Raw genomic sequence first — 12,215 nt, 5'->3', positions numbered from 1 at the left:
GGCGCCCCCGCCGAAATGGCGGGGACGCCGGGGCGTCGTCAAGCGAAGGGTTAAGCGTTCAGGCCTTCCGCGCCCGTGTCGGCCGCATCGTCCGAGCCGCCGTAGTTCGGGTCCTCCTCCACCGCGTCGACGATGCCGTCGCCGTCGGTGTCGGAGTAGCGGATGTCCGTGTAACCGTCGTGGTCGCGGTCGATTTCGAGGGAATCGATGCTGCCGTCGTGGTTCTCGTCCGACCAGACGTGGTCGACGCGGCCGTCGCCGGAGGTGTCCACGTGGAGCTCCGCGAAGTTGTCGCCCACCGGCTCGCGCATCTCGGCGTCGACGATGCCGTCGCCGTCCAGGTCGAGGGAGAGGGTGTCCACCACTCCGTCGCCGTCGGTGTCGGTCGCCGCGAGGACCTTCGCCGAATCCAGGTCGATGGTCCCGTCCGGGCCGGAGACCTGGCCATAGACCTCGTACTCGCCCGAGTCGACGTTGGACGACTGGCCCTGGTCGGCGGCGCGCTCGGGAGCCGGGGCGGGGGCCGCCGAGGCCGGGGGAGCGGAGGTGCCGTTCACGAACTCGTCGACCTCCGCCTTGGTGTTCAGCGTGGTGTCCAGGTTCGCGTCGCCGGTCGTGTCGAACTGAACCGCGTCGACCTCGCCGTCGCCGTCCAAGTCGGTGACGACGGTGTCGATGTACCCGTCCTTGTCCAGGTCCATGACGATCTGGTCGATGGAGCCGTCGCCATCGAGGTCCGCGGTGGACTTCACGTCGGCGGCGGACTCCTCCAGAACCTCGTCGAGGCTGATGCCCAGGCCGGACTCGGGGGCGGGGGCCGTGGCGTCCGCCTGCGCCTCAACCGGGTTCTGCGGCTGGTTCTGATCGGTGGTGCGGTCGGTGGTGCGGTCGTCGTTTCCGGACATTGTCTCGATCCTCTCGGGGGTCGCTTCTGCGGTGGTTTTCCGCGTTGGTCGACGATGTGATGCGCCGACCGGTGCGGAATGTTCCCGTTGCCGGAAGATTATCCACGACTATTTTCGTGGGGGCACCTTTATGATGTCGAACGACCCATCCGACCCGAAGTTAGGACACGAATGACGGCGACGCAGGCCGACGCACGCGCCGCGCTGCGGCGCGAAGTCGAATCGGCGGCGAAGACCCTGTCGTCCGCGCTGAAGATCCTCGACCGCTACGGCCACCGGGACGCCGCCGAGGCGATCCGCCGAACCTGGGGAGACACCGCCCTGCGCGGCACCGTCGTGGTCGTCGGCGAGGTCAAGCGCGGCAAGAGCTCGGTGATCAACGCCATCACCGGCGCCCGGGATCTGCTGCCCGTCGACGTCGACGTCTGCACGTCCGCTCCCGTCCAGGTGCTGCGGTCGGACGAGAACACCGAGGTCATCGACCTGAACTTCGGCGACCACATCGAGCGGGCGCCCCTGGCGGAACTGCGGGAATGGTCCACCATGACGGGAGCCCGCGTCGCCGACCCCGACACCCCCGAGCTGCCCACCGGCGTGACCGTGCGCGTGTCCGGCGACCACGTGCCCAGGGCGCTGTTCATCGACACCCCCGGCGCCGGCGGCTTGGACCGCGACGCCATCGACGTGGCCCTGGAACGCGCCCGCGGCGCCGGCGTGCTGCTCATGGTCTGCGACGCGACGACGCCGATCACCGCGCCGGAAATGGAGATCCTCGCCCGCGCGGCGAAGGCGGCGGGCTCCGTCATCGTCGCCGTGACCAAGACGGACAAGAACCTGCGGCGCTGGCGGGCCATCGTCGCCGACGACCGCCGGCTGATCCGCCGGCACCTGGGCCGCGACGTGCCCGTCATCGGGGTGTCCAGCCTGCGCGCCGTCGACGCCGCCGAAATGACGGACCCCGAGCGCCGCGCCCGCGTCGAGCGCACCTCCGGCATCGCGGAGCTGCGCGGGCGCATCAGCGCCGAAATGGCCCGCGGCGCGCTGCTGTCCAAGGTGGCCGCGCTGTCCATGGCGGAATCCGCGCTGGAGGGCGTCACCGCCACCATCGACAAGGACCTCGCCGCCGTCGACCGCGCGGAGGAAGTCGTCCCGGAACTCGAGGCGCGGCGCGACGAGCTGCGCCGCCTGCGCGACCACGGCCAGGAATGGGAGCAGATCCTGGCGCGCAACATCACCGTCGCCAGGCAGTCGATCATGGCCGGCTTCGACGCCGAAATGGACCGCATCCGCGAGCACTGGATCCGCACGATCAACGGTTCCGGCATGAAGGTGCTGCGGTCGAAGCCGCAGGTGTTCACCTCGCGGATCGAGGAGGAGCTGTCGGCGGCCGCCGAGACGACCGTCAACCGGCAGCTGGAGGTGCTGCGCCGCGAGGCCCACGCCCTGTTCGGCGACGACCACGAATGGGAGGCGATGGCCGGGGCGGCGCTGATGAGCATCGCCCCCGGCTCGGGCTCCGACGGCCGGCACTCGGTCGCGTCGAAGACGGAGAACCTGCTCGACCCGGGCATGGTCACGCTGGGCATCATTTCGGGCCCGGCGATCGCGTCGGCGGGCGGCGGCGCCCTGGCCGCGATGGGGCTGGCCACCATCGCCCTGCCCGCGGCCGTCATCGGCGGCGGCTGGCTGGGCGTGAACATGGCGTACCGCGCCATGCGCAACGGCAAGCAGCACCTGGTCACGTGGACGCGCGAGACGGTGGCGGCGCTGCGCATGAGCGTCAACCGCAACATCGACACGCTGGTGACCACGGTGCGCACGGAGATCGTGCTGCGCTACCGGGCCCGACTGCGCCGCGAGGGCGACGAGCTCAAGCGCCGCATCGAGGACGCCCGCGCCGCCGCCCGCGCCTCGGAGGAGGAGCGCCGGCAGACGCTGGCCAGGCTCAACCGGAACAAGGAGATCGTGGCCAAGATCCGCGGGGATCTGGCCACCTCCGCGGGCACGCTGAGGGGAGTGGGGCGCTGATGGATGCCGTGACCCAGGAAATCGACCGGGCGCTGCACGCCCTGGCCGCGGGCGGCGGCGATCTGCCGGACCACGCCAACCGGTTGGGCGGGATCCTGTTCTCCCCGCCGCGGGTGCTGGTGGTCGGCCGGCTCAAGGCAGGCAAGTCGACGCTGGTCAATGCGTTGATCGGAGAGAACGTCGCGGCGACGGGCACGTTGGAGACCACCAACGCCGTCACCGTCTTCCGCCACGGCGCGCCGTCGCGGGCGGAGGTCGTGGGCAACGACGGCCGCCGCGAGCGCGGCGTGCTTGACGACGGCGTGCTCGTCGACGTCCGCCGCCCCGTTCCGGAGGTCGCCTACGTCGACCGTTTCCTGCCGTCGGCGGCGGTCGAGCGGATGACCATCATCGACACCCCCGGCATCGCGACGCTGACGGTGGAGAACCGCGACGCCACGGAACGGGCCCTCATCGACGGGTACGCCCAGACCCGCGACGCCTCCGTCGACGCCGATGCGGCGGTGTTCCTCTTCGATTCCTCGCCGCGCATGGACGAGCGCCAGTTCATCGGCAAGCTGGGGTTCACGCCCCTGAACACCGTCGGCGTGCTGGCGCGCGCGGATTCCTTCGGCGAGGGGGCGTTCGGCCGCCGCGACCCGCTGGAGCACGCCGACCGCTACTGCGGGGTGCTGCGGGGGCGGCTGGGTTCGCTGATGGCCGAGGTCGTGCCGGTGTCCGGGCTGATGGCGGAGTCCGCGGCGACGGGGCGGGTCACCGAGCCCGTGGCGCGAGCCGTGGCGGATCTGGGCCGGCTGGAGCCGGAGGACCTCGTGGAGGAGCTGGAGACCGACGAGCCGACGCGCATCGACGCGCGCCTGCGGAACCGGGCGCTGGATCTGCTCGGCGAGTACGGCGTCGCCCGCGGCGCGGGAGTGGCGGCGCAGGGGGCGGTGGCCCTCAACGAGTGGCTCGAGGAGCGGTCGGGCATCGCCCGTCTGCGGCGCGTCCTGGAGGGCGGGCTGCTGCGCTACGCGGCGCTGGGCCGGGCGGCGCGACTGCTGCATCAGCTGGAGTTGCTGGGGTATTCGCACCCGCTTTCCGCCCACGTGCGCCACGTGCAGGGGGTGCTGGCGGGCCGGCCCGCGATGGCGCCGGTCATGCTCTTCACCGCGTACCGGGGGTTGGCGGCGACGTCCCCCGATTCGCCCCTGATGCCTTTGCTTTACGACGCCTTGACCGGCGGGAATTCCGCCGAGAAGCTCGGGCTTCCGGCGGCGGCGGATCCGTCGCAGGTGCGGCTGAGGGCGCGGGAAATGTACGACGAGTTGCAGCGCATGGCGCTTCTGGGACGATCTGCGGCGGAAGAAGACTCCCGAGTTCGCCTGCTCGCGATGGTCTCGGCACTGTTAAGCTGACCGAATCGTTGAGGAACCCGAAAGGAACATGACCATGTCCGGTTGGCGTTTGGCCATCGACTTCGGAACGTCCAACACGGCCGCCGCGCACCGCGCGGCGGCCACCGGTCAGGGCGGGCCGGCCGCCGAGGCGCTGGCGTTGTCGCACCACGGCAACCTGCTGCCATCGGCGGTGTTCGCGGATGGCCAGGGTCTGCTCGTCGGTCATGTGGCGTTGAATCAGGCCGAGGGCCGCCCCGATGCGTTCCTGCCGGAGCCCAAGCGCGCCGTCGGTTCCGAGACCGTGCTGCTGGGCGGCACCAGGATGCCGGTGGCGGAGGTCATCGGCGCGGTGATCGGGTCGGTGCTAGACCGGGCCCGCCGCTTCGCGGGCGGCTCCATGCCGGACGACGTCGTGCTCACCCACCCCGAGGGCTGGGGGCATACCGAACTGGTCCGCCTGATCGAGGGCGCCGAGCGCGCCGGGATCGAGCGCCGGCGGCTGTCGCTCGTGTCGGAGCCGCGGGCGGCGACGTACTGGTACTCGTTCAAGCGCCCGCTGCCGCCGGGGCAGAAGGTTGCGGTGTTCGACCTGGGCGGCGGCACGCTCGACGTGGCGGTGCTGACGCCCGCCGCCGACGGTTCGCTGCAGGTCATCGCGGCACGCGGCGACAATTCGCTCGGCGGCCGCACCCTCGACGCCCGCATCCGCTCCTGGGTGGAGGCCGAGCTCGAGGAGAACGACACCGAGCTCCTGCGCGCGCTGCGTTCGGGGGCGGCGGGGGCGTCGCTGGCGCTGGACCGCGCCATCAAGACGGCCAAGGAAGTGCTGTCGGAGGCCCCGCGGGCGACCATCACCGTCGCCGCCAAGGGTCGCGAGACCACCCTGATGCTCACCCGCGGCGAGTTCGAGGAGCTGATCAAACCCGACGTCGACCGTGCACTGGACGTCACCCGGGCGACGCTTCTCGACGCCGGCCTGCGACCCGATCCGTCGACGCCGCTGTACTTGACCGGCGGTTCGGCGCGGATCCCCTACATCCAGGACCGGTTGGGCGAGCTGTGCCAGGTGGCCACGCTCGACGACCCGAAGACGGTGGTCAGCCGCGGTGCGCTGATGGGCCCGACGCGCCGGGCCGACGACGTTGTCGCCGGCGTGACCACGTGGATCGCCCCCGGCTCCATCGCCGCCGGCGCGGGACCGATGGCGGTCGCCCCGGTGCCGCCGGTCCAGACTCCGCAGAATGCGCCCCGGCCGCAGCCGCAGCCTCGACCGCAGCCGCATCCCCAGCAGCAGACCCGGCCCCAGCCGCAGCAGTTCCGGCCGCAGCAGCCCTATGCGCAGATGCCGCCGCATGGCGCCCCCGCCAACCCCTACGCAGGGCAGGGCCGCCCCCAGCAGCCGCAGCAGCCGCAGCAGTTTGCCGCGGTGCCCAGCTCCGTCTCATCGAAGGATGCGGGCAAGTCGAGGACGACGGTTTTCGCCGTCTTCGGCATCGCCGCACTGCTGCTGGTCGGCGGCGGAATCTGGGCCGCGCGGTCCGGCGGCGGCGAGGGCGTCGACGGCGGGGAGACCACCACGCCGACGGCGGCCACGACCACGACTGCGGGGGGCTCGAAACCGACCTCGCCGTGGCCGACACCGGCGCCCACGGACTACAAGGAGGCGACGGATACCGTTCGGGACCGCCTGCCCGAGGGGCTGGCCCGCGGTTTGCGGCAGTGCAACGCGACCGATACGTCGATCAGCGTCGGCCTGGTCAGCGAGAAGGTTCCGGGTTACCTGTGCGGGTACGAATACAACGGCGGCGGGGGCTCCAGAACGGAGCCGACGATCGGCAGCATCGCGCCGGACCCCCAGATCGTGGATGCCGTGCGCCGCGCCGGCGAGCGCACCACCAGCGACCTCGAGACGCTGTCCGACAAGGACGGCAAGGCTATCTACCTCTATTCCGCGAAAACGTTCGCGTATTTCCTTTACGTCGACGACGCCGGCGGCTACGTGTTCAGCTCCGGCCACGTCGAATCCGCGGAGAACGTCCGCACATTCCTTCGCAGCAGGGGCCTGATCTAGCCCGCTCCCACGCCCGCTTCGACCAGCGCCGCCTTCAGTTTCGCGCGGCCGCGGTTGAGGCGGGTTTTCACCGTCGCCACCGCCACGCCCTGATGGTCGGCGATGTCCTGGTACGTGAAGTCGGCGTATTCGCGCAGCACCACGGCTTCGCGGAACTCCGGCGCCAGTTGCGCCAGAGCGGCGCGGACCACGTCGACCGTCGTCACGCGATCCGACACTCCCGGCGCCCGGTCGACCTCGTCGTCGCCGGCGTCGGACTCGGGGGTTTCGCGGCGCTTGCGCACCAGCATCAGCGCCGCATTGGCGGCGATGCGGTGCATCCACGTGGAAAAACGCGAATGCCCCTCGAACCGGTTCAAATTGCGCCAACCGGCGATGAGCGCATCCTGCAGCGCGTCCTCGGCGTCCTGCCGATGCGACGTGATGGACAGGCACACGGCCCACAGATGATCGCGATGCGGCGCCACCAACTCCCGGAACGCGCCCGAATCACCCTCCCGGGCGCGGGCCACCAGGTCCAGTTCCACATCGCGATCGCGGCTCATGAACCGTCTCACCACTCCATTCCGGGGTCGGCGTCGCCCATGTCCGGCGACGGATCGACATCGGCGTCGTCCGCCGCGTCGATTCCGGCGAGGTCATCGACGTCGTCTCCGGCGCCCGGATCCCCGGGCAGCACGGGCACGTCGTCGAGGCCGTCGACGTCCGGGTGCACGGCACCGGTGTCGTCGGGGGCGTCGGCGGCGTGACCGTCGTCGATCGGGTCGTCGAGGGGGTCGTCGGCGTCGTCGGCCAGGGAGATGGCGTCGAGGTCGTCGTCGGCCGGGGCGTCGTCGGGGGCGTCGTCGGGGACGATCGAGTCGTCGACGTCGTGGGCGTCCGGGTCGAGCGCGTAATCGAGAAGCCCGTCGAAGACGTCGGCGTCGAGGTGCATCGGCGCGGTCTCGGCCAGGTTCAGGTCCGGCTGGTTGTCGTCGAGCATGGCACCTCCCTTTCTGGAGGGGAATTATTCCACGGCACGCGCGCGGAAGGAACGCGATTCATGGTGGGTCGCCGATGAGATGCGCCGGGGCGCGGAAATGTTCCCGGGAATCAGCCGGTCCAGACCGCGTAACGGTGGCGGTGGTGCTCGCCGAAGCCCAGGCTCCGGTACAGGGCGACGCCGGCCTCGTTGCCCGAGACCACCTGCAGGTAGCACTCGTCGGCGCCGTTGGCGGCGCCCCAGTGCATCATGTGCAGTCCCATCAGGGTCCCCAGTCCGCGGCGGCGCAGGTCGGGGGTGACCTCCACGGCGGAAAAGCCCAGCCAGCGGCGGCCGTCGCCGGACTCGGTGAGGGTCCCGCGGGTGATGGCGACGGTGCGGGGCGCGCCATCGCCCTCGTCGAGGAGCAGACGGCCGAAGCACATGCGGCCGTCGATGTCCTCGCGCAGCAGCTGCAGCGCCCGGCGCGGCAGGGCCCGGCCGCGGAAGTGGTACAGCGCCAGCCATTCCTCGTCGGGCTGGTCGAGGACCTCCGCGCGGATGCCGGGCAGCGCGTCCGGGGCCGACGGCTCGGGCAGGTCGTCGGCCGAGCGCGTCATGACGATGATGTCCGGCCCGATCTCCCACCCCTCGCCGGCGACGAGCTGCTCCGCGGGCCGGCAGATCCGGTCCGGCACGGCGATGCGCACCGGCAGGCCGTGGCGGCCGTAGAACGCGCGGATCTCGTCGAGCGGCACCGGCGCCGTGCCCGCGCCCGGTCCGATCGGCAGGGCCGAATTGGAACGCTCGGTGATGCCGTCGCCCGCGCGCATCAGCCACTGGCCCGCCCACGTGTGCTCGATGCCGGGGAACGCCTTTGCGGTGGCGGTCTCCACCGCGCGGATGTCGGAGTTGCGCACGACCTTGTCGGGCAGCGCCTTGACCACCAGCACGCGGAAGGGGGAGAAGTCGACGGGTTCGCCCTCCTTCGGACGCACCACCAGCGGGTCGAGCGATTCGACGTGGCCGATGAGGTCGGTGACCTTCTTGCCGGACGCCGCGGCCTCCTCCGGCGTCAGCTCGCGGCGCACGATGACGCGCCTGCCGACGGCGACGTCGCCCACGCCCCAGCGGGACGTCGGCAGGCCGGGGGAGTCGGGGTACTCGGGCAGGCTCATTCGGAGCGCCCCTTGTCCAGCGAATCGGGCTCGTCGTGGCCGAAGGGGTCCTCGTCGACGCCGGGCGTCCACGTGATGCCGCCGGTCGTCCACCCTTCGCGCTTGATCTCCTTCTTGGCCATGCGCTTCCACCTGCCCGTCAGCACGTCGGTGTAGAGGAAACCGTCGAGGTGGCCGACCTCGTGCTGCAGGCAGCGCGACAGCAGACCGGTGCCCACCACCGTGACCGGCTCCCCGTTTTCGTCCAATCCCGTGACCGTCGCGTGCTCGGCGCGGGCCGTCGGAAAGCTCAGTCCGGGGACGGACAGGCAGCCTTCGTCGTCCGAGCCGTCGTCCGCCGGCATGGTCCTGGGGATCTCGGAGGTCTCCAGCACCGGGTTGATCACGCAGCCGCGGCGGAACTCGCCGGTTTCATCCGGGCAGTCGTAGACGAACAGGCGCAGATTGCGGCCCACCTGGTTGGCCGCCAGGCCCACGCCGTTGGCGGCGTCCATGGTCTCGTACATGTCCGCGATCAGCTCGGCGAGCTCCGAGACGTCCCCGGTCACGGGCTCGGTCGGGGTGTGCAGAACGGGATCGCCGCAGACGACGATGGGCAGGATGGTCATGCTGGAATTCTACGCGCCGGGTGCGGGGGCCCCGGCGGCCCGGGCCCGAACGCGTGCTTAAGTGGAGGGATGGAAACGGGGACGGACACGGGGATGGGCGCCGAGGATTTCCTCCGCCGCGCGCTGGCCTTCGAGCGGCGGTGGTCGACGTCGGTGCGGCGCGGGCCGAGGCAGGCCGGGCGCCGCGAGGAGGCCATCCGCGCCGAGTTCGGCATGGGCGCCGTGCGGTACCACCAGCGCCTGAACCTGCTGCTGGATGCGCCGGAAGCGGAGGCCGCGGATCCCGTCACGGTGCATCGGCTGCAGAGGCTTCGCGACGGGTCGGCGTAGCTCCCGGGATGGTGTCTAAACCTTTACTTAACAGTTAGGGGTGTGGGTCGTTACGATGGGGGCGTGAACGAGCTACATGACCAAGGCAACTTCCCCCGCGCCGGCCGCCACCGCAACCCGGGCGATCGGGACGGCGGCCTTCGGGCCGCTCCCGCCGCCGGGTACGACGATTACGACGACTACCGCGGGGATGACCGCGCCGACCGCCCCGCCGACTCCGGCGGCGGCATGCCCCTGCGCGGCCTGGCCATGATCTGCATCTTCATCGGCGTCTGCCTCATGGGCTGGGGCCTCTACGCCTGGACCTCGGGCGGCGAAAACGGCGACGGCGGGGAGGGCGGCGACGGCACCGTCGCGGAAGCCCCCGCCGCCGGCGCCCCCGGAACCGGCGACCGCCCCGGGGGCGACCAATCCGCCGCCGGCCCCGGCGGCCGCCCCGACGCCGAGGCTCCGGCCCCGCCGCCCGCCCCCGCCGCGCCGGGCGAGATCCGCCGCGCCGATTACCGCATCACCGTGCTGAACAACTCCAACGAACAGGGCCTGGCGGCCAGCGTCTCCGACTCCCTGTCCCGCGAGGGATGGGGCCGCGGCGCGACCGGCAACGCCGCCGAGGGGCAGACCGGCATCTGGGAGCGGACCACCGTCCACTACAACCCCGGCAACGCCGCCGAGAAGGCCGCCGCGGAGCAGATCGCTCGCGACAACGGCTGGGACGTCGCCCCCCGCGACCAGCGTCTTTCCAGTGCCCCGGGCGGCATCATCGTGGTCACCGCGGCGGACGCCCGGCGCTGACCGCGGGGGCGGTCCCCGCCTCCGGGGCCGACGCTGAGAACGGGCGGTCGGGCTAGTAGTCTTATCTCGCCCACAGCGAACCCACACGATGGAGACCGTCACCGCCATGAAGCCCCGCACCCGCCGCACCGCCCACGCATTGGTCGCACTGGCGGCGTCCGCCCTGGCACTGGGCGCATGCGGCTCCGGCGGCGACGGCGGCGGCGACCGCGGCACCCGCGAAACCACCGCGACGTCCGCGGCCGTCAGCGTCGACCCCGACGCCCCGAAGCTCACCGACCGCGAGGGCTCGTTCAACTTCGTCCGCATGGCCGACGACGGCCGCTCGCACATCCTGGGCCACGTCAAGGTCCTCTCCGCCGGCGGCTGGCTGGGCCTCGCCGACGACGAAATCGCCTTCACCTCCCTCGACGACGGAAAGTACCGCGTCATCGCCCGCGGCGCCTCCGGCTGCCCCGGCGTCGGCGAGACCACCGACGAGGGCCTGGGCGTCATCGGCGAGATCCACGCCGAGAAGGGCTCCGCGAAGGTCTGGAACACCCCCGTCGAAGGCGAGGCCGGTTCCTTTTCCACCGTCGTGCTCGCCGACTCCGACGGCACCGTCCTGTCGTGCGGCAAGAGCGTCGACTGGACCGAACCGAGCACCCCGGAAACCTCCGCCACCACCTCCGCGACGTCGTAAGGCGCCGCCGGGCAAGGCCCCCGACCTGCGGGGTCGTTTCGCCCGGCGCACCACCCGGTGTGGTGAAATGGCTTCATGATCGAAGAATTCGCCGGATCGCCGCGCCACACGCTCGGCGTCGAGTGGGAGGTCGCCTTCGTCGACCGCGACACCCGCGAACTGGTGCCGTGCGCGGCCGATGCCCTGGAGATCATCGGCCGCGACCACCCCGGGCACCGCATCCAGCGCGAATTCCTGGCCAACACCGTCGAGCTGGTCACCGGCGTCCACGACACCGTCCCCGACGCCATGGAGGACATCGGCGAGCAGCTGGAGATGGTCCGCGCGGCGGCCGACGAGCTCGGCGTCGACGTCTGGGCCTCGGGCTCGCACCCCTTCTCGCGCGGCACCGGGCAGCGGGTCAGCGAGAAGACCTCGTATTCGGAGATCATCAACCGCACCCAGTGGTGGGGCCGGCAGATGATCATCTGGGGCATCCACGTCCACGTCGGCGTGCGGTCGGAGGACCGCGTGTGGCCCATCATCAACGCGCTGCTGGTCAATCTGCCGCACATGCTGGCGCTGTCGGCGTCGTCGCCCGCGTGGAACGGCGAGGACACCGGGTACGCCTCCAACCGCACCCTGCTGTACCGGCAGCTGCCCACCGCGGGGCTGCCGCCGGACGTGCGCGACTGGGAATCGTGGCGCTCGTACATGGCGGACCAGTGGAAGTCGGGCGTGATCAACCACACCGGCTCGATGCACATCGACATCCGGCCGGCGTCGAAGTACGGGACCATCGAGGTCCGCGTCGCCGACGCGACCTCGAACACGCGGGAGCTCGCGGCCATCGTCGCGCTGACCCACTGCCTGGTGGTGCTTTACGACGAATTGCTCGACCGGGGCGCCGACCTTCCGTCGATGCAGTACTGGCACAACGACGAGAACAAGTGGCGCGCCAGCCGCTACGGCATGGACGCGCTGATCATCGTCGACCGCGACACCAACGAACGGTGGGTCAAGGACGACCTCGCCGACCTGCTCGCGCGGATCGCGCCGATCGCCCGGAAGCTCGGCTGCGCGGAGGAATTGGAGGGCGTGCACGACATCATCCGCGGCGGCGCCGGCTACGAGCGGCAGCGTCGGGCCGCCGGACGGGCGGGGGCGCTGCCGTCGCTGGCGGAGGAGGAGGACGTCCTCGCCGTGGAGGCGAAGCTCGGGCACAGCCCCTGGGTGGCGGCCGTGGACCTGGCCGTGCGCGAGATGGCGGCCGGGAAACCGCTGGAGGCGTAGGGCGCCGAT

The 12,215-nt window shown here is 71.5% G+C and carries 12 protein-coding genes; 7 read left to right on the top strand and 5 right to left on the bottom strand.

Features of this window, described 5'->3' with window-relative positions; all coding sequences use genetic code 11:
- Positions 1–50: 50 nt before the first annotated feature.
- Positions 51–905 carry a hypothetical protein gene (locus CHAN_RS12575; protein ID WP_290290250.1) on the bottom strand — a complete coding sequence of 285 codons (855 nt, stop codon included), beginning with the start codon at positions 903–905 and terminating at the stop codon, positions 51–53.
- Positions 906–1,076: 171 nt separating this feature from the next.
- Between CHAN_RS12575 and CHAN_RS12570 the strand changes: the two genes are divergently transcribed.
- From CHAN_RS12570 to CHAN_RS12560, 3 genes are read left to right on the top strand one after another with little or no spacing between them, the layout of a single operon-like run.
- Positions 1,077–2,933 carry a dynamin family protein gene (locus CHAN_RS12570; protein ID WP_048739784.1) on the top strand — a complete coding sequence of 619 codons (1,857 nt, stop codon included), beginning with the start codon at positions 1,077–1,079 and terminating at the stop codon, positions 2,931–2,933.
- Positions 2,933–4,330: a dynamin family protein gene (locus tag CHAN_RS12565; protein WP_048739786.1), complete on the top strand. Its 1,398-nt coding sequence runs from the start codon at positions 2,933–2,935 to the stop codon at positions 4,328–4,330. The genes CHAN_RS12570 and CHAN_RS12565 overlap by 1 nt, the downstream gene beginning before the upstream one ends.
- Before the next feature lie 28 nt (positions 4,331–4,358).
- Entirely contained in the window at positions 4,359–6,383 is a 2,025-nt protein-coding gene (locus tag CHAN_RS12560; protein ID WP_290290245.1) for an Hsp70 family protein, read from the top strand.
- Here CHAN_RS12560 and CHAN_RS12555 read toward each other — a convergent pair.
- From CHAN_RS12555 to CHAN_RS12540, 4 genes are all read right to left on the bottom strand, one after another.
- Positions 6,380–6,928, bottom strand: coding sequence for an RNA polymerase sigma factor (locus CHAN_RS12555; protein WP_048739788.1), 549 nt, complete (start codon positions 6,926–6,928; stop codon positions 6,380–6,382). The genes CHAN_RS12560 and CHAN_RS12555 overlap by 4 nt on opposite strands.
- A gap of 8 nt (positions 6,929–6,936) precedes the next feature.
- The gene (locus CHAN_RS12550; RefSeq protein WP_290290243.1) at positions 6,937–7,365 is read right to left on the bottom strand and encodes a hypothetical protein; all 429 of its coding nucleotides are present in this window, start codon (positions 7,363–7,365) and stop codon (positions 6,937–6,939) included.
- A 110-nt stretch (positions 7,366–7,475) separates the two neighbouring features.
- A complete protein-coding gene (locus CHAN_RS12545; RefSeq protein WP_290290241.1) occupies positions 7,476–8,522 on the bottom strand; it encodes an N-acetylglutamate synthase, CG3035 family in 1,047 nt (348 codons plus the stop codon).
- Positions 8,519–9,130 carry a peptide deformylase gene (locus CHAN_RS12540; protein WP_048739794.1) on the bottom strand — a complete coding sequence of 204 codons (612 nt, stop codon included), beginning with the start codon at positions 9,128–9,130 and terminating at the stop codon, positions 8,519–8,521. Before CHAN_RS12540 ends, CHAN_RS12545 begins: the two co-directional genes overlap by 4 nt.
- 69 nt (positions 9,131–9,199) lie before the next feature.
- Between CHAN_RS12540 and CHAN_RS12535 the strand changes: the two genes are divergently transcribed.
- The 4 genes from CHAN_RS12535 (at position 9,200) to CHAN_RS12520 (ending at position 12,206) form a co-directional block, all read left to right on the top strand.
- Entirely contained in the window at positions 9,200–9,460 is a 261-nt protein-coding gene (locus CHAN_RS12535) for a DUF3263 domain-containing protein (protein WP_290290238.1), read from the top strand.
- Between the two features lie 63 nt (positions 9,461–9,523).
- The gene (locus CHAN_RS12530) at positions 9,524–10,252 is read left to right on the top strand and encodes a LytR C-terminal domain-containing protein (RefSeq protein ID WP_290290236.1); all 729 of its coding nucleotides are present in this window, start codon (positions 9,524–9,526) and stop codon (positions 10,250–10,252) included.
- A gap of 106 nt (positions 10,253–10,358) precedes the next feature.
- On the top strand, positions 10,359–10,934 hold the full coding sequence (locus CHAN_RS12525) for a hypothetical protein (RefSeq protein WP_048739939.1): 576 nt from the start codon (positions 10,359–10,361) through the stop codon (positions 10,932–10,934).
- A 75-nt stretch (positions 10,935–11,009) separates the two neighbouring features.
- Positions 11,010–12,206 (top strand): glutamate--cysteine ligase, encoded by a 1,197-nt coding sequence (locus CHAN_RS12520; protein WP_048739800.1) that lies wholly within the window; start codon positions 11,010–11,012, stop codon positions 12,204–12,206.
- Positions 12,207–12,215: the final 9 nt, after the last annotated feature.

Origin of the sequence: Corynebacterium hansenii, assembly GCF_030408795.1 — a bacterium.
Taxonomy (GTDB): domain Bacteria; phylum Actinomycetota; class Actinomycetes; order Mycobacteriales; family Mycobacteriaceae; genus Corynebacterium; species Corynebacterium hansenii.
The sequence above is the reverse complement of the archived record's forward strand: the minus strand, read 5'-3'. Positions and strand labels throughout refer to the sequence as shown.